Here is a 17,919-nt window from a genome sequence, read left to right as displayed (position 1 = left end):
TCAATTCCGTTATGGGAGCGGGGAATACGATGAGCGAGCTCGTAGCTGAAGCCGATGCCCTCCGCGGATACGCGGCGGCCGCCGCCGCGATGGCGTCCGGCGTCGCGACCGCGGGCACGGTCGACCAAGCCGCCACGATGGCGGCGGTGGCTCCGGTGTTCGGCCTGATCGGCCAGGATTTCCTGTTCGCGTTCGCCCATGCGCAGGCGAATCATCTGTCCGGGGTGATGGAGCTGGCAGCCGTCCACGCCGCGACGGCGGTCACCGCCCAGCAGAGTGCGCTCGCCTACGAGGCATCCGAGGCGACCTCGCGGGCCGGATTCGATTCGGTCACGCACGATCTCGCATGAATCCGCCGGTGGATCCCACGGTCCTGGACCTGATGCGGGGCAGCGCGCTCGCCCCGTTCATCGACCGGCCCGTGAACGACATCCTGCGGGACATGGGCCTGCCTCCGCTGCCGGACCCGTCCGCGCTTCCGCCGCTGCCCGAGCTGCCTCCGCTGCCGGTGATCGACATCGCCGCGCTGGCGCGTCCGCTCACGGATATGGCGAGTAGTTTCGGCACCGGCGCGCTGGATGCAGCGGCGGGCTCCGGCCCGAATCCGACGCAGATGCTCACCGGGATCGGCACCGCGTTGCAGACCGCGACGACATTGGGCACCACGGCATTGCAGGCCGTGATGGCGGTATGGCAGGGCATGGGCGCCACGGCCGCCGCCGCGAAGGCGGGCCAGGCGCAGCAGGACGGAGCCGAACTCGCCACTCAGAGTGCCCAGGAGAAGGTGGTGCTCACCGGCGCCGCGACCTCGGTCGCGGTGGGGGCCGGGCTCATGTCGGCGGTCATCGCCAAATACGTAGCGTCGATGGTGGCGGCCGCGCCGCTGCTGGGCTCGCCCGGCGGACAGTTGTTCATGGTCGCCGCGACCACCGAGGCCGTCACCGAGGCATTGGCGGTGGTGGCGAAGACGAGGACCGAACTCACCGCCGAGTCCGCGAGCATGACCGCCGCGGGCCAGAAGGTGCCGATCACCAACGCGCCGAAGGGCGTCGACTCGATGCAGCAGGCGATGCAGATGCTGCAGATGCTGACGCCGCTGATGACGATGGCGGGCCAGGGTGCGCAGAGCCTGACCCAATTGGCGGCGGCGAACACCGGACTGCTCGCCCCGAAGACGACCGCGGACGCCGCGTCCCTGGACGGTGAGAAACTCGACGAGGCGAAGTCGCTCGGCGGTGCGGGCGGCAGTGGCGGAGGATTCGGCGGCGGTCTCGGCGGCATCGCACCCGCCGCGACGCCGTTGAGTCCCTACACCGGGACCAAGGCCGCCGGTCTGCCCTCGGGTGGGGCCGGTTTCGGCGCCGAACCCGCTTCGACAGGTTCCGCGTCGCCCGCGCGCTCGTCGGTGCCCGTCTCCGGCGGCAGTCCTGGCGGCATGATGCCGATGGGTGGTGCCGGGGCCGCCGCGGGCGCACGGGGCGCCGGGGACGGCGGTGACGTCCCGGGATTCCTGGTGAACGCCCAGCACGGCGACGATGTCGTCGGCGACATCGAGGGGGTCTCGCTGCCGGTGGTCGGCGCGGCCGAGCAGACGTCGGCGGAGGCACCGCCCGACATAGATCTCACGCTCTGATCAGGAGGTTCGGCATGGTGAGCGGCGGAGTTGATTTCGCGGGAGTGCAGTTCGACCCGGTGGCCGCGCAGGAGGCGGCGAACAGGCTGGACGGCCTGGCCGATCGGCTCGAACGCGGGCTGCGCGACAACGAGCCCGCCCTGGCCGTCGAGCCCGCCGGTCTCGACGCGGTGTCGCAACGTGCGGCGCAGACGATGAACGAAGTCGCCGCGAACTACGCGGACAACGCCGCCGCCGGCGTGCTCGAACTGCGCAGGCTGGCCGCGGTATTGCGCGGTCAGGTCCAGGGATTCGGCCGCGTGGAAGGCGACAACGCGGCGGGCTTCGGCGGTGCCGGCTGAGTTCCGCGCGGACCAGGTACGGAGTACGACGATGATCGAACCACCGCAGCCCGGATTCACCGGCGTCGTCTGGGAGGCTGTCGAGCCGGACCGGATGGCGCGCGAACTCACCACCGGACCGGGTGCGGTTCCGCTGGCGGAGGCGGGCGCGGCATGGGGGAGGCTCGCCGAGAGCTTCGGCACCGCGGTGGTCGAATACGAGCTGATCGTGGCGAGCCTGCGCGGGGCGTGGCAGTCCACCACCAGCCGGGACGTTCTCGACCGGGTGAGCAGACTGCGGGACTGGCTGATGGAGGCCGCGGGCGCGGCCGCCGACCACGCCGTCAAGGCGCAGACCCAGGCGGCGGCGTACGAGGTGGCGCGGCTGGCGATGCCGGACGGCGGTGAACTCGCCGCGCTGGCGGAGGCCGAACGACTGCTCGAGGCGATGACCGCGGGGCTCGGCGCGCCCATCCAGGCGGTCGCGGCGCGCACCGACGCCGACGCCGACGTCGCCAAGGCGGCGGCTTCCCGGGTGATGCGCGCCTATGAGGCGGCGACCGAACCGCTGGCGATGCCCTGGGAACAGCGGGAACCGCCCGCGCTCGTCTCACCGGTCGCGCTCGAGGCCGAACAGGCCGGGCAATCCGCGGCCGCCGCCGTCGCCGGTGCGGCCGCGCCCGGCACGGTGGGGATGATCCGGCCCGCCGGGTTCGGCCTGGGTGCGATCCCGCGGGCGAAGACCGCGTACCAGGCGCCGGTTCTCGCCCAGTCGCCGGTGGCCGAGGCGGTCACGCAGGCCACGCCCGCGGCCCAGCCGGTGCCCGCCACCGGCGGTTCCTCGGTGCCCTTGCTGCCGGGTGCGGTGGGCGCCGCCGGGGCCGCGCAGGAGCAGGAATACGAGGCGCAGACCGGGGCGGCAGCGGTCGGCGACGCGCTCGGGGCCGACCTGGGCATCGTCGCCGCGCCCGCCGTCCTCGGAGCCCCCGAAGCCGGTGCGGCACCGTCGGATCGAGGTACCGGGACGGGCGGTGCCGCATGACGACGCTGACCAACGACGGCGTCCTCGCCCTTGCCGAGCGGCTCGGCATCCAGACCATGCCGCTGGTACTGGCGATCGCCCCGCAGCAGCAGACCTACCAGGAGTGGGCGGACGCCCAGCGCGAGGTCGTCACCGAGCTGACCGGCTCCGGCCTGATCGACGGGTACGGGGAGGTCGAACCGGATCTGGCGCAGGCCATGCACACCCTCGCCCAGCCGGATCGTGAGCTGGTCGCCAGGATCTACCGCGAGGACGGCGTACCGATCCGGCTCTGTCTGGCCCGCCGCGCCGACCAGCACGCGCTGGCCGAGCGGATCGGCGATCGCATCGAGGTCGGTACGGTCTGGTCCGACGAATCCGGCTCGGCACTGACCACGCGGTTGCTGCGCGCGCTCGGTCCCGGTGAGCCCGCGGACGTGGCCGCGTTCAGCGCGCCCGCCGCCGACCTGGCCGACCGGCTGTCGGCAGCGCGCACCTCCGCGGATTTCGCCGACGCCGTCTACGCCCTCGGCGTCGCCGAACGCGACGCCACCCGCTACGGGCTCGCTTTCGAGTCCTGCCGTGCCTACGCCGAGATCGTCGCCTACGCGCACGTCGACGGTGTGACCACGCGACCGCCCTGCGCGGCCGTGGTGTACGAGACGGGGCGCGGCCGCATCGTGGTCGCGCCTGGCGCTGCCCCGGACCTCCAGGTCTGGTCCACCGTCACACCGGGCACCGATCACCGTGTCGCACAGGCGATCTCCGGATTGATCGAAATTCTGCCCGGGGGGAGGTGGCTACCGCAGTAATCATCTCCGACCGGGTGATGGAGTACACCATCACCCTCCAGCACACCAGATATTCGGAAGGAAACAATCATGGCTCTCTTGGAAGCCAACAACGACCTCGCCAAGCAGGCGCAGCAGGAGATGGTCGATGCGGTCGACGGGGTTCAGCGGGCCCTTGCCGCGATCGACTCGGCAGTCGATGCCGCGAAGGCGGGCTGGAAGGGTGAAGCCGCCGGCGGGTTCCAGACCGCCGCGGCCGAGTGGAACAAGAAGAACGACGACCTCAACCGCGTCCTGACCGCCATCGAGCAGCAGGTCGGTGTCGGTACCGCGCAATTCACGGCGATGGACACCAGCAACAACGACGACTTCGGCGGCCTTCGCCTCGCCTGACACATTCGCCCGCATTCACCACAGATAGCGAAGGACACAGCACATGTCGGACGGCATGCTTTACGACGAGGCGGCGATCACCGCCCTGTACAACGACTTGCACGACAACTACAACAAACTGACGCAAGAGGCCGAGAACATGAGCCAGGCCGCCAAGAAGATGAACGAGGCATGGCAGGGCTCCGGTCTCGAAGGCTTCAACAGAGAAGTCGGCAAGTGGGAGCCCGAGTACCAGGATGCGCTCGCGCTGCTGAACAAGATCGCCGCGGCGGTCGACAGCGCGATGCAGAACGCGTTCCACACCGACAAGACGATCGGCGACGGCTTCGGCGCGTGACGATCCGCTGAGACGGCCGGTCGGAGTTCGACTTCGACCGGCCGTTTCGCGCGCTCGGTGTCGGTGGGGGAGCGACCGGAGCGGGTGTGCTTCGTAGCGGCGCGAATCAGCGGGCGGCGACGAGCGATTCGCCGATGTATCGCATCTCGTCCGGGGTGGTGACCATGGTGACCGTGGTGCTCGCGGTCGAGGTCCGCACCGTGATCGAATTGGGAGCGACCGGATCCTGGATCAGGACGACATCGGCGTCCAGTTCGTCGGCGGGGGTTCCGGGCGCCCGCACGTGCACGATCGTCGCGCCACCCGTCTGCGCCATCGGCGCGATGCCGTCGAAGACGATCACGGTGGTCGTGGCGAAAGGGCCGGGCGTCGCGACCGGGGGAGCGGGCTGCTGACCGGTGCCCGCGAGCCGGGATGCCAGCGAGAGTGCGTGCGGATCACCGACATTGACAACCATGGTGTGCCAGGCGTCGGGCCGGTCGGTGTGCACGACCGCGCGCGCGCCGAGTGCGATCGCGCGCAGGATCACCTGCTGGGCCAGGTCGAGTTTCCCGATCACCTCGAGGTGGCGGGTGCCCTCACCGATCAACGGCACGGCGATGCCCTGCCCGAGTCCGTCGGCGCCGATCAGCTGCCCACAGCCCGCGGTGGGCAGCGCGATGCCTGTCAGTGCGTCGAGCGGGCCCTGATAGTCACCGACAGCGTCATGGGCGCTCAGCTGGGCGGGCAGGCAGTCGAGCAGCGCACGGAACTGATGTCCCGGTAATGGTCGCAGCCCCTCGACGGGCGGCTGTTCGGGCTCGGCGGCGGTGTCGAAGCGCACCAGGGCGCCCAAGGTGATCGGCGGTGATTCTACGGTTCGCTCGTCGACTCGGTGCGTCCCGGGCCGCAGCCGGACGGTGACCGTGGTGGTGAGGCTCGGTGTCGCCCAGATGTCGGCGAAGCCACGAGAGCCGATCAGGTCCGGGCCGATCTCGTAGCTGGTCGAGTAGACGCCGTCGTGCACGAGCGAGTGCTGGGTCTCGACGAAGTCCTCCAACGCGACGTTGCGGGTGAGCATGCGCATCGCCGCGTTCATCTCGCCCGCGGCGAGCACCGACGTGGAGATGTCAAGCGCGGCCAGCCGATTGGCTACCCGGCGGGTCGCGATGATGGCGGTGCGCAGTGTGCCCTCGGCGCCGCCGCCGCGGTTGTCGACTGCTCGGGCGTTGGCCAGCGGGTCCAATCGCAGCACCAGCCAGACGGTGCGGTGCGCGATGGCCGGCAGCGGACCGATGATGCTGTCGTAGAGTCGCGCGACGACACCATTGCTCGCGGTGCGTGCGCCGGTGCTGATGACGTCGATCGAGGCCAGCTTGATGTCGAACTGGCTCAGGCACTTACCGATCTCGGTCAGCGGTAGTACCTGCGCGGTGCTCAGCGAGCCGCGGCGCAACAGGGTCAGCGCGTCCGGTGGCGGGTCGATCCGCATCATGGTGATCAGCAGGCCGCGGTCCCAGCGCATCCCGTAGCTGCCGCCCTCGGTCAGCGGGACGTCGACGGCCTCGCCGCCGGACGGCAGGCGGTCGGGACGGATCCGTCGCCTGCGGTAGGCGATGGTGCGCGCGATCATTCCGACGACGTTGCGAGGGTGGCGGCGGCGGACCGGCGCCGCGCCGGCCAGCAGTACGACCGCGACCACGATCGCGATCACATAGGCCGGCGCCCCGAACGCCGTCGCCAGCCACGCCGCCGCCGCGGCGAACAATGCCAGCGGCACTGTGTAATGCAGCGGAATATGCCGAAACAACCAGAATTCCGGATCGTGTAATGCGGTGTTCACCGAGTTTCGCGTTTCCGTTCGCTCGGCACCGCCCCGCGCGGATTCGGATTCGTTCACTGCCTCGTCCACGATGATCGGCCTCGTTCACGATGATCGGACCCGGTCACGCCGGTCGATACGTTCAGGGTCACCTGCTCCGGCGGTCTCTTTCACGCTCACCTTACCGTGCGGATTTCGGCCGCGCCCGGGAGCAGCGGCATCCCTTCGCACGGGCCGGACGCGATGTGTGAATTGACACCGGCAGGGGGGCCGATACTGTAAACAACTGCCGGACAACCGCCCTCGCCGAGCATTCGATGGAGACCACGTGCCTGCCCAGCTGACTACCAAGGCTCAGGTCAACGGATACCGTTTCCTCTTGCGCAGGCTCGACCACGCGCTCGTGCGTCGTGACGTGCGAATGCTGCACGATCCGATGCGCTCGCAGGCCCGCTCACTGATGGTCGGCGCGGTCCTGGGGCTGCTGGTGGTCGCGGGCGCGGCGATCATGGCCTTCCTGCGACCGCAGGGCGCCATCGGCGACTCGCTGATCGTGATGGGCAAGGACAGCGGCGCGCTCTATGTCGTGGTGCAGAGCGACTCCGGCGAGCGTCGGCTCCACCCGGTGCTCAATCTCGCCTCGGCCCGCTTGATCTCGGGCAGCAGCGAATCGCCGCACTCGGTCAAGGACAGCAAGCTCGCCGGCGAGGCGCGCGGACCGCTGCTCGGCATTCCCGGCGCGCCGTCCGCGCTGCCCGGCTCGGCGCAGGGGGATCGCTCCGACTGGAGCATCTGCGACACGGTCGAACTGTCGATCACCGGCAGCGCCGCCTCGGCCTCCGGCGTGGCGACCACGGTGATCGCGGGCAGGCCGCAGGTGAGTGAGCGTATCCGGGAACTGGATGAGGACGAGGCGGTGCTGGTGCGGCGCGGCACCCAGACCTACCTGCTCTACGACGGCAAACGCGCCGCCCTCGACCCGGCCGATTCGATTCTGGCCAGGGCGCTGGACCTGTCCGGTCACCGTTCGCGCCCGGTCGGCGCCGGGCTGCTGGACGCGGCCGCCGCCGTTCCGCCGTTGGCCGCACCGGAGATCCCGGAGTCGGGCAAGCCGGGGCCCGGCCGATTGTCGGAGGTGCCGGTCGGCGGTGTCATCTCGGTCGGCGGCGCCGGCGCGGGAGCGGGCGACCTGTATGTGGTGCTCGCGCAGGGGGTGCAGCGGGTCAGTGCCTTCACCGCCGAGGTGATCCGCACCGCGAATTCGCAGGGCATGAGTCAGATCAAGACCATGCCGCCGGACGTGCTCTCCGGCGTCCCCCAGGTGACCGTGCTGCCCGTGGACCATTTCCCGGCGACCGCGCCGCGACTGGTGTCCGCCGAGGACGCGCCGGTGACCTGCCTGGCCTGGGGCAAGACCGATCCCACCGAGGACTCCACCGCCGAAGGCAGCGCGGACCGTGCCACCGTGACGCTGCTGGCCGGCACGAGGACGCCGGTACCGGAGTCGGCGGGGCCGGTGACGCTGGCCACCTCCGACGGGACCGGAGACCGGGTGGACACCGCCTACCTGCGGCCCTCCTCCGGCGAATTCGTCCAGATGACCGGCATGGCCCCTGGTACCCCTCGGCGCGGCAGCCTGTTCTACATCGCCGACAACGGCATCCGCTACGGCATCCCGGACATGGACACCGCGGCGGTGCTCGGTCTCGACGCCGAGCCGCGCCTTGCGCCGTGGGCGATCGTCGGCCAACTGGTCCCCGGGCCGACGCTGTCCGTCGCGGACGCGCTGGTCCAGCACGACGTGCTGCCCACCGCCCGCTGATCTGATCCCGCGGGGATCAGACCAGCGGGAGATCGGGTCAGGACGGGTTGGTCACACCCAGGGAGGCCAGCACGCCGGTGAGTGCGGCGTGCATGTCGGCGGCTTCGATGCGCATCAGCACCGCCTCGTCGACCGTGCTCAGATCGAGCGAATCATCGTTGGCCAACCGGAATTCACGCTCCTCCTCGGCCGCCTCGATGACGTTGCGCACGAAGCGGCCGTTGCCGGCCAGGTCGATGCCCCGCCGTGGCTGACCGCTCTGGTCGACGCGCTCGGAGTTGTAGAGACCCTCACAGGCCTTCTCCAGCAACTCCAGGGCCTCGTCGGACAGCTCCGAATCCCGAGATCCGGCAATGAGTTTGCCTATCTTCCCGAGTTCGGAGGGCGTGTAGGAAGGGAACTGCAGGCGCTTGGCGAAACGGGAGGCCAAACCGTCGTTGGCGGCCAGCAGCCGGTCGATCTCGCCGTCGTAACCGGCGATGATGACCACCAGGCGGTCGCGGTCGTTCTCCATCCGCGCCAGCAGTGTGTCCACGGCTTCACGGCCGAAGGCGTCACCGCCGGACAGGCCGGTCTGGATCAGTGTGTACGCCTCGTCGATGAACAGCACGCCGTCCATCGCGGTGTCGATCAGCTTGTCGGTCTTGATCGCGGTGCTGCCCAGATGCTGGCCGACCAGGTCCATGCGCTTGGCCTCGACGACCTTGTCGGTCTTGAGCAGGCCGACACCGCAGTAGATCTTGGCGACGACACGGGCGATGGTCGTCTTGCCGGTGCCGGGCGGTCCGGTGAACGCGAGGTGATTACCGCGCGGCACGCTGGCCATGCCCTTCTCGGCACGGATCTTCGCCAACTGCGCGGTGGCCTGCAGTTTGGCCACCTGCGTTTTCACCGAGTCCAAACCGATCTGGCGGTCGAGTTCGGCGCGTGCCTCGGCCAGGATCCGCTTCGCGCGATCCTCGGCGTCGGCGCTCTGCATCTGTTCCGCCGACGGCGCGGACGCCGGGTCCCAACGATCGGTCCTGGCGTCGATGGACTCCTTCGTGGTGACCGTGAGGCGGTAGGTGCGGTCGCGCATCGCGGCGGTGTTGGCCGCGAAATCCGGTGCCTGCGAATAGACCTTCTCGAACAGGGACTGTGCCTTGTCCTCCTCGCCGGTCTCGCGCAGGCACAGGCCGCGGCAGAACATGGCGGTGGTGCGTGCGGCGGGAATCGGGCCCGCTTCGGCTTGCTCCATTCGGCGGATCGCCTCACCGAACAGGCCGAGCTGAGCGCACGCGGTGCCCACCATCACGTGCGCGCCCGAAGCCAGGTACGGATCGTCCCACTCGGCCGATCCCGCGAGCACGCTCATCACATCGGGCCAGCGCTGGGTGTTGAAGTGCAGTACACCGCGGATGTAGGCGCTGATCCTGTCGTCGGCCACCCGATCGGTGTCGGAGGTGAGCTTGCGGCGATGTACGGCGAGGTCGTCGAGCACCTTCTCGGCCTCGCCGTACTCCTTTTCGCCGATCAGGTGCGCCGCCTTGGCCAGGCAGATCTCGGTGTAACTGGACAGCGGGTAGTCGATGTACAAGCCGGACAGGAATCGGCCCGACAGCGCGCGCGGCGCAAGGCCGAGGCGGCGCTGTTCGCGGTACAGCGTTGTCGTGCTGGTCTTGTAGAGGTTGTGCAAGACCTCGGCGGTCACCTCGCCGGCGGCGGCGCGCCCCAACCAGGCGTCGCACATCGACGGATCCCATTCGGTCGCACGCTGAAACGCCAGTTTCGCGTACTCCAGGTCACGGGCCGATTCCTGGCCGTCGATGGTGAGCCCGAGTGAGAGCACCCCCGCGTCGAAGGCGCGTTGTGCCTGTCTGTTGCCGCTCATCGAAGCCGGTCCCTCTGGTATTCACCAGTGATACTGCCTGCGTTCATTTTTCAGCCAGCCTACCGATCGCGTGCGTTGAGTCTGTCCGATACATTAGGTTTCACTGCCGGTCCGCCGCAACGGACGCACCGTGTGGTGCCTGAACGGTGCCGCGCGATAGAGCGCGCGGGTTCGTCGCCGACGGTGCGGGTGGGTCGGGAATGTTCATTGTCGGGAAAGTTCAGTAGGGAACTGGGGTCGTTCAGCAATTGACCGAATCGCTGAGCAGTGGCGCGGTAGCCGCTGAACCCGAACTGTGCCGGGTCTCCGTGATCGGCGGCAATACACAGGTGGACGTCGGTCTGCCCGCGACCGTGCCGATCGCCTCGTTCATGCGGGATCTCGTGACGCTGATCGAATCCCGCAATCCGGATCCGGTGGACAGCGAGGACGGTGGCGCGCCGCTCGAGCCTGCGCACTGGACGCTGGCCAGGCTCGGCCGCGAGGCCATTCCGCCGAGCCGTAGCCTCACAGAAGCCGAGGTATACGACGGCGAACTGCTGGTGCTGCGGGCGGTGACGGCCAAGGAATCACCCGCGCTGTTCGATGACGTCATCGACGCGGTCTCGCGTCTGACGGCCGAGGATCATCACAGTTGGTCGCCAGGATCGGCGCGCTGGACCGGCCTGGCCGCGGGGGTGGCGACGGTGCTGCTGGCGCTGACGCTGTTCGCGATCGGCCGATCGCACGGCGGCGGACCGGCCGCGCCCTTCCTCGCGACCGGCGGTGGGCTCGCCGCCACGGCCGGCGCCGTCATCGCGGCGCGCAAGTACCTCGCCCAGTTGACCGCGCTGTGGTTGTCGCTGACCGCGCTGCTGCTGTTCTTCGGTGGCGCGGCGCTTTTCGTACCCGGTGAGCTCGGCAGTCCGCATCTGATGCTGGGCTGCGCCGTCACCCTGGTGATCGCCGTCGGGCTGTATCGCCTGACCGGGGTTGGCGCGACATTGTGTGCGGCGACGGTGACGCTCACGCTGTTCGGCGGCGTGGCCGCGCTCGTGCGGATGGTATGGGAGCCCTCGCTGCCCAAGATCGCCGTCGGCATGCTGGTCGGCGCGATCATCATGATCTCCATGATCCCCCGCCTCGCCGCCGTCGCGGCCAGGCTGCCGGTGCCGCCGGTGCCGACGGCGGGCGCGGCCATCGATCCGGCCGATCATGAACAACGCCCGACCATCGAGGGCATCGGTGCGATCGGTGCGACGGCGCTGCCGTCGGCGGCCGGACTGGGACAGCGAGCCCGGGCGGCCAACCAGTACCAGACGGGCATGGTCATCGGCAGCGCGGTCGCCGCGACCGTCGGCGCGCTCGGCACCGCCGACACCCTGGGCCAGGTGCGCTGGCAGGGCTTGACGCTGGCGGTGATCACCGCGATCATCCTCTGCCTGCGCGGACGCGCGTTCGCCGATCTCGTGCAGGCGGGCACGCTGATCGTCGCGGGAGCGTCGGTGATCGCCGGGCTGCTGACCGGACTGGCCTTCGGCGACTCCGGACGGCTGCTGCTCTCAGGCGGCTTGCTGCTGGCGCTGGCCGCTGCTGTCGTGGCCTTCGGCGTCATCGGTCCGCACCTCGAGATCACGCCGGTCACCAGGCGAATCGGCGAAATCTTCGAATACCTGCTGATCTGCGCCATCATCCCGCTGGCGCTGTGGCTGCTCGGTATCTACTCGATGGCGAGGAACCTGAACCTATGACCGGGCGGCTGGGGCTGCGCCGCGGTACCGGAATCATCAGCGCCGCCGTGGTTCTCGGTGCGGCGGTGTTCGGCTGGCCTGCCCCGGCGGCGGCGATCGGCCCGCCCGCGGTCGATGACGCGGCGCTGGGCCCGGCGTTGGCGATCAGCGGCAGACCCGCGCCGCTCGAGCCGACCGAACAGCGCTCGGTGTGCGCCGAACCGATGCTCACCGGCGCCCCGCCCGCGGAACCGCCGGTGGCCCAAGCGGTTCTGGACCTTCCGACGGCGTGGCAGTTCAGCCGCGGGGCGGGGCAGAAGGTGGCCGTCATCGATACCGGCGTGAACAGGCACCCGCGCCTGCCCGCGCTGCAGCCGGGCGGCGACTACGTCTCCGACACCGACGGCACGGTGGACTGCGACGGCCACGGCACTCTCGTCGCGGGCATCATCGCCGCCGTGCCGAGTCCCGACGACGCGTTCGCCGGTGTGGCTCCCGACGCCGAGATCCTCGCCATCCGCCAGCTCAGCCTGGCATACGAGCCCGAGAACCGCCGGTCCGGCGAGGAGTCCGGCGCCATCACCACCTCCGGCTACGGCAACGTGCTCACCTTGGCGGGGGCGGTCGTGCGCGCTGTCGACATGGGTGCCACCGTCATCAACATCTCCGAGGTGGCGTGTTCGAGCGCGGGCGGGTCGCCGCAGGACGGCGCCCTGGGCGCGGCGGTGAAATACGCCTTCGACCGCAACGTCGTCGTGGTCGCCGCCGCGGGCAACTTGCAGTCCGAGGGCGCCTGCAAGACGCAGAACGAACAACCCGGCTGGTCCGCCGTGCAGACGGTGGCCAGCCCCGCCTGGTTCGATCCGTACGTGCTCTCGGTCGCCTCCATCGACCCCAACGGCATGGTCTCCGAACTCTCGCTGCACGGGCCGTGGGTACGCGCGGCCGCCATCGGGCGCAGGATCGTCTCGCTCGACAGCAAGCCCGGCGGCACCGGCCTGGTCGACGGCGTGCAGACCAGCGAGGGCATCAGCCCGATCGAGGGCACCAGTTTCGCGGCGCCGTACGTGTCCGGCCTGGTCGCCCTGGTGCGGGCACGGTTCCCGGAACTGAGCGCCGCACAGGTCATCGACCGCGTCATCCACACTGCTCACGCGCCGGGCACCGGCCGCGACGACGAACTCGGCCACGGCCTGATAGACCCGGTCGCCGCACTGACCGCCGACCTGCCGGATCAGCCTGTCTACGCCGGGGCCGATACGCCGCGGGCATTGCCCGCGCCGTTCCATCCGCCAGGGCCTGACCAGTTGCCGCGCCGGGTGGCTGCCATCGGCTCCATCACCGCCCTGGCCGCTCTCGGTATCGGTGCCGCGCTGTCGATTCCGTTTCGCAATCGGCGCGAACTCGATCTCGACCATCTCGACCAGGAAAGCACTGAGGGGTAGCGAATGGTCACCGAAGGTTTCGTGCGCCGACCGCGCATCGCGCCGCCGCGCGCGCCGGGCGGCGAGGTGGCGTTGAACGCGCCGCCGGAGATTCCCCGGCCGCTGCCCGCGCCACTGCTGATGAAACTGATGCCGGTCGTGATGGTCGTCGCGGTCGTCGGCATGATCGCGATGATGGCCATGATGGGTCGCAACCTGCTGGCCAATCCGATGATGATGATGTTCCCGATGATGATGATCATGTCGATGGTCGGCATGATGATGGGCTACCGGGGCGGTACCTCGAAGTCGGCCGCCGAGCTCAACGAGGAACGCAAGGACTACTTCCGCTACCTGGATCAGATGCGCAAAGATGTGCGCCGCACCGGGAAGAAGCAGCTGGACTCGCTGCTGTGGAGTCATCCCGAACCGCGGGACCTGATCTCGGTGGTCGGCACCAGGCGGATGTGGGAGCGCAGGCCCAACGACCCGGATTTCGGACATGTCCGGGTGGGCGTGGGCAGCCATCGGCTCGCGACCAAACTCGCCCGTCCCGAGACCGGGCCGCTCGAGGATCTGGAGCCCGTGTCCACGGTGGCGTTGCGCCGGTTCGTGCGCACTCACTCGGTGGTGCATCGACTGCCGACCGCCGTGTCGTTGCGCGCGTTCCCGGCCATCAACGTCGGCGGCGACGCCGAGCAGGCGCGCACCCTGGTGCGTTCGATGTTGATGGAACTCACCGCCTTTCACGGACCCGACCACGTCGCGGTCGCGGTCGTCTGCGCGGACCCCGACGCGCCCACCTGGTCGTGGCTGAAATGGCTGCCGCACCTGCAGCATCCGACTGTCCGTGACGGAATCGGCTCGGCCCGCATGATGTACGGCTCGCTCGGCGAACTGGAAACCGCCCTCAACGAGGAGCTGCTCGAGCGTGGCCGTTTCATGCGCAATCCACAGCCGACACAGGGACGGCTGCACCTGGTGGTCGTCATCGACGACGGCTACGTCAACGGCAGCGAGCGCTTGATCAGCGAGTCCGGCCTGGACGCGGTGACCGTGCTCGACCTGAACGCGCCGGAGAACGGCCTCGCCGCGCGGCGAGGCCTGCAACTGGTCGTCGCCGACGGCGATGTGAGCGCCAAGAGCGCGGCGGGAGTGGAGAAATTCGCTGTCGCCGACGAGACCAGCGTCGCGGAGTCCGAGGCGTTCGGTCGTAGTGTGGCGCGATACCGGATCGCCACTGCCGCCCAGATCGTCAGCCTCGGCGACGAGACCCGCGCCGATCCCGGCCTGATGGCGCTGCTGAAGATCTCCGACGCCGCCCAGATCGAGCCCGCGCGGGTGTGGCGGCCGCGCACAGCGCGCGAGCGGCTGCGGGTGCCCATCGGCGTCACCCCGGACGGCACACCGGTCGAGATCGACATCAAGGAATCCGCCGAGAACGGCATGGGCCCGCACGGCCTCTGCATCGGCGCCACCGGGTCGGGCAAGTCGGAGTTCCTGCGCACCTTGGTGCTGTCGCTGGTCACCACGCATTCCCCGGACTATCTGAACCTGGTGCTGGTGGACTTCAAGGGCGGCGCCACCTTCCTCGGACTGGAGCCGCTGCCGCACGTCGCGGCCGTGATCACCAACCTCGAGGAAGAACTCTCGATGGTCGATCGCATGAAAGACGCTCTGGCAGGCGAGATGAATCGCCGCCAGGAGCTGCTGCGCTCGGCGGGAAATTTCGCCAACGTCACCGACTACGAGAAGGCTCGGGCCGCGGGCGCACCGCTCGACCCGCTGCCCGCGTTGTTCGTCGTGGTGGACGAGTTCTCCGAGCTCCTCTCGCAGAAACCGGATTTCGCGGACCTGTTCGTGATGATCGGCCGGCTCGGCCGCTCGTTGCACGTGCATCTCCTGCTCGCCTCGCAGCGACTGGAGGAGAACAAGCTGCGTGGCCTGGACTCACACCTGTCCTATCGCATCGGCCTGCGCACGTTCTCCGCCAATGAATCCCGCGCCGTCCTCGGCATCACCGATGCCTACCATCTGCCTGGTGTGCCGGGCTCCGGATACCTCAAGAGCGACGCCGACGACCCGTTGCGGTTCAACGCCACCTACGTGTCCGGATCGTACGTCTCGCCGAGTGGCGGCAACGAGGTGGACGGTCAGGTCGTCGGCGGTCAGAGCCCGACGGTGTTCACCGCCGCACCCGTCGAAATCACCGCCACGGAGCTGCCGGTCGCCGCCGAACGACCGGGACTGCCGGAACTGCCACCGCCGCCGCCCACGACACCGATGCGGGAAGAAGGCCTTCCGGACACGCTGCTCGAGGTGGTCGTCAAACGGCTCACCGGGCACGGCCGTCCGGCGCACGAGGTGTGGTTGCCGCCGCTGGACGAGTCGCCCAGCGTGGACATGCTGCTGCCGGAGCCGGATTGGCGTTCGCCGGTGAACCGACACGGTCAGCTGTGGATGCCGATCGGCATCATCGACAAGCCCTACGAACAGCGTCGCGACGTGCTCACCGTGCAACTGGCGGGGGCGGCGGGCAACGTGGCGATCGTCGGCGGCCCGCAGTCGGGCAAGTCGACGACGGTACGCACCATCGTCATGGCGGCCGCCGCCACGCACACCCCCGAGCAGGTGCAGTTCTACTGCCTGGACTTCGGCGGCGGCAGTCTGTCCGGCCTGTCCGGCATTCCGCACGTCGGCTCGGTGGCCGGTCGTCTGGACAGTGACCGGGTGCGCCGCACGGTCGCCGAGCTGACCACCCTGCTGCGCCAGCGCGAGGAGCGTTTCGCCGAACTCGGCATCGAGTCGATGACCGAGTTCCGGCGCCGCAAGTTCGCCTCGGTGGAGGCCAGGATGATCAACGGCACGCCTGCCGATCAGGCGCGGGATCCGCTGGCCGCCGACCAGTTCGGCGACGTCTTCCTGGTGATCGACGGCTGGGCCGCGATGCGCGAGGAGTTCGACGTGCTCGAATCGCAGGTCAACGCGATCGCGGCGCAGGGCCTGTCCTACGGCATCCACCTGATCTTGACCGCCTCGCGTTGGGGCGAGATTCGCCCGGCGATCAAGGATCAGATAGCCACCCGGCTCGAGCTTCGCCTCGGCGACCCGAGCGACTCCGAGATGGGCAGGCGCACCGCGGCATTGGTGCCGATGGGCAGGCCGGGCCGCGGCCTCACCCCCGAACAGCTGCACATGCTGATCGCGCTGCCGCGTCTGGACTCCGATTCGGACGCGACCACCATCGCAGACGGTGTCACGCAGGCCAAGCAGGAGCTGGTCCAGATGTACGGCAACCGCCGCGCACCCGAGGTGCGCATGCTGCCGCTGGAGATCAGCCGCGCAGACGTGCTGGCGATCGCGGCCGACCATGATGTGAAACCCGGTCCGACCAAGGTTGTGATCGGGCTCGGCGAGAACGAACTGGAACCGTGGGTCATGGACTTCGGGTCCGAGCCGCACTTCATGGCATTCGCCGATGTGGAAAGCGGCAAGACGACCCTGCTGCGCAATGTCGTCATGGGTGTGCTGGAGAACTCCACACCCGAGCAGGCCAAGATCATCCTCATCGACTACCGGCGCACCATGCTCGGTGTGGTGCCCGAGGAGTACCTGGCCGGATACTCCACGTCGTCGCAGACCTCGGGCAAGATGCTCACCGGGCTGGCCAAATACATGTCCCAGCGCATCCCCGGTTCCGACATCACCCCGCAGCAGTTGCGCGAACGCAGCTGGTGGACGGGGCCGGAAATCTACCTCGTCGTCGACGATTACGACATGGTCGCCACCGGCATGAACCCGCTGGTGCCGCTCGTGGAGTACCTGCCGCAAGCGCGGGACATCGGCCTGCACCTGATCGTGACGCGGCGTATCGGCGGTGCTTCGCGGGCGTTGTTCGACAACGTGCTCGGCACGATGAAGAACATGTCGGTGGACACGCTGATCATGAGCGGACCGCGCGACGAGGGCAAGCTCATCGGCGATGTACGGCCCAGCAAGCTGCCGCCCGGGCGCGGTGTGCTCGTCTCGCGCTCACGCGGTCAGGAGATGGTGCAGATCGCTCACCTGCCACCGCTGTGACGACGGGCGGACGAGATAACGAACTGCTTACGGCGAGCCGCCGCTGGGCTCGAAAACGCTTGACAGCACGGCACTGCGGTTTAGTGTGATGGCGTCCTGATCCGGTGTTGTGCGGCGATGAACGGCGAGGCAACGTGGCAGGTTCGAATTCATCTACGGTCGTAATGGCTCTTCCCGGCGCACCCTGGTGCGCCGACTCGGCGGACGGCGCCACGGAATCGGGGGCGCTACCCACCTCCGATCTGCTGGTCCGCGCGTGCCGCGGGCATCGAGTGGTCGGCGGGCCGGTGCTCTGGTTCGCCCGTGATCTCGCGGTACTCCACGAGAAGCGGCTGGTGGGACGTGGCGGTGCGACGGACACCGAGCCCGTCGCGCTGCTCGAGATCGAGCGGCGCAGAAGCGAACTGGTCATGGCGATCGACGACTGGGTCGCTCGGAATGTGCTGCAGCACCGCCTCGGCGCGACCCTGCACACCGAGACCGTCGGCGCGGTGATCGACCGCATCGCCGAGTCTTCGGTCCGTGCGCACCACGCGCTGATGACTCTCGCGGCGAACGACGATCTGCTGCACGGTGCGTGGCATCGGCTGGCCGAAATCGCCGACGCCTACGACGATCTGATCCGCGATGTGCTCGCGGGCCGCCGTCGACTGCCCGAGTGGTGAGCCGATCCTCGGTGCGGTTCGGTGCGGTTCGGTGCGGTGCGGTGCGGTGCGGT

General features: G+C 69.3%; 14 protein-coding genes. 12 read left to right on the top strand and 2 right to left on the bottom strand.

Translation table 11 applies throughout. The features are described 5' to 3' along the window. Positions 1 to 29 precede the first annotated feature (29 nt). The 7 genes from NS3_RS19010 (at position 30) to NS3_RS18980 (ending at position 4,495) form a co-directional block, all read left to right on the top strand. Positions 30 to 350 (top strand): hypothetical protein, encoded by a 321-nt coding sequence (locus NS3_RS19010; RefSeq protein WP_067861513.1) that lies wholly within the window; start codon positions 30 to 32, stop codon positions 348 to 350. Positions 351 to 358: 8 nt separating this feature from the next. Then, the gene (locus NS3_RS19005) at positions 359 to 1,633 is read left to right on the top strand and encodes a hypothetical protein (protein WP_245649691.1); all 1,275 of its coding nucleotides are present in this window, start codon (positions 359 to 361) and stop codon (positions 1,631 to 1,633) included. A 14-nt stretch (positions 1,634 to 1,647) separates the two neighbouring features. Continuing rightward, positions 1,648 to 1,974, top strand: a complete 327-nt coding sequence (locus NS3_RS19000) for a PE domain-containing protein (protein WP_067861509.1) — start codon at positions 1,648 to 1,650, stop codon at positions 1,972 to 1,974. 31 nt (positions 1,975 to 2,005) lie between these two features. Beyond that, positions 2,006 to 2,995 (top strand): PPE domain-containing protein, encoded by a 990-nt coding sequence (locus NS3_RS18995; protein WP_067861507.1) that lies wholly within the window; start codon positions 2,006 to 2,008, stop codon positions 2,993 to 2,995. Beyond that, positions 2,992 to 3,786, top strand: coding sequence for an ESX secretion-associated protein EspG (locus tag NS3_RS18990; RefSeq protein ID WP_067861506.1), 795 nt, complete (start codon positions 2,992 to 2,994; stop codon positions 3,784 to 3,786). The genes NS3_RS18995 and NS3_RS18990 overlap by 4 nt, the downstream gene beginning before the upstream one ends. Before the next feature lie 78 nt (positions 3,787 to 3,864). Beyond that, positions 3,865 to 4,158 (top strand): WXG100 family type VII secretion target, encoded by a 294-nt coding sequence (locus NS3_RS18985; protein WP_169811660.1) that lies wholly within the window; start codon positions 3,865 to 3,867, stop codon positions 4,156 to 4,158. Between the two features lie 43 nt (positions 4,159 to 4,201). Continuing rightward, on the top strand, positions 4,202 to 4,495 hold the full coding sequence (locus NS3_RS18980; protein ID WP_067861502.1) for a WXG100 family type VII secretion target: 294 nt from the start codon (positions 4,202 to 4,204) through the stop codon (positions 4,493 to 4,495). Positions 4,496 to 4,601: 106 nt separating this feature from the next. On the opposite strand, the gene eccE is transcribed toward NS3_RS18980, so the two are convergent. After that, positions 4,602 to 6,317, bottom strand: a complete 1,716-nt coding sequence (gene eccE, locus NS3_RS18975; RefSeq protein WP_245649690.1) for a type VII secretion protein EccE — start codon at positions 6,315 to 6,317, stop codon at positions 4,602 to 4,604. A 307-nt stretch (positions 6,318 to 6,624) separates the two neighbouring features. Between eccE and eccB the strand changes: the two genes are divergently transcribed. Continuing rightward, positions 6,625 to 8,118 (top strand): type VII secretion protein EccB, encoded by a 1,494-nt coding sequence (gene eccB, locus NS3_RS18970; protein WP_067861500.1) that lies wholly within the window; start codon positions 6,625 to 6,627, stop codon positions 8,116 to 8,118. A gap of 37 nt (positions 8,119 to 8,155) precedes the next feature. On the opposite strand, the gene eccA is transcribed toward eccB, so the two are convergent. Beyond that, positions 8,156 to 9,988, bottom strand: a complete 1,833-nt coding sequence (gene eccA / locus NS3_RS18965) for a type VII secretion AAA-ATPase EccA (RefSeq protein ID WP_067861498.1) — start codon at positions 9,986 to 9,988, stop codon at positions 8,156 to 8,158. A 248-nt stretch (positions 9,989 to 10,236) separates the two neighbouring features. Here eccA and eccD point away from each other — a divergent pair, with 248 nt between their 5' ends. The 4 genes from eccD (at position 10,237) to NS3_RS18945 (ending at position 17,866) form a co-directional block, all read left to right on the top strand. Continuing rightward, positions 10,237 to 11,718, top strand: coding sequence for a type VII secretion integral membrane protein EccD (gene eccD / locus NS3_RS18960; RefSeq protein ID WP_067861496.1), 1,482 nt, complete (start codon positions 10,237 to 10,239; stop codon positions 11,716 to 11,718). Beyond that, positions 11,715 to 13,142, top strand: a complete 1,428-nt coding sequence (gene mycP, locus NS3_RS18955) for a type VII secretion-associated serine protease mycosin (protein ID WP_067861494.1) — start codon at positions 11,715 to 11,717, stop codon at positions 13,140 to 13,142. The genes eccD and mycP overlap by 4 nt, the downstream gene beginning before the upstream one ends. Before the next feature lie 3 nt (positions 13,143 to 13,145). Continuing rightward, positions 13,146 to 17,201 carry a type VII secretion protein EccCa gene (gene eccCa, locus NS3_RS18950; protein WP_067861492.1) on the top strand — a complete coding sequence of 1,352 codons (4,056 nt, stop codon included), beginning with the start codon at positions 13,146 to 13,148 and terminating at the stop codon, positions 17,199 to 17,201. Positions 17,202 to 17,365: 164 nt separating this feature from the next. After that, on the top strand, positions 17,366 to 17,866 hold the full coding sequence (locus NS3_RS18945) for a DUF4254 domain-containing protein (RefSeq protein ID WP_067861490.1): 501 nt from the start codon (positions 17,366 to 17,368) through the stop codon (positions 17,864 to 17,866). Positions 17,867 to 17,919: the final 53 nt, after the last annotated feature.

Source organism: Nocardia shimofusensis NBRC 100134 (genome assembly GCF_001613125.1).
Classification (GTDB): Bacteria; Actinomycetota; Actinomycetes; order Mycobacteriales; family Mycobacteriaceae; genus Nocardia; species Nocardia shimofusensis.
Note: the sequence above shows the minus strand (reverse complement) of the source record. Positions and strands in the feature narration are given on the sequence as shown.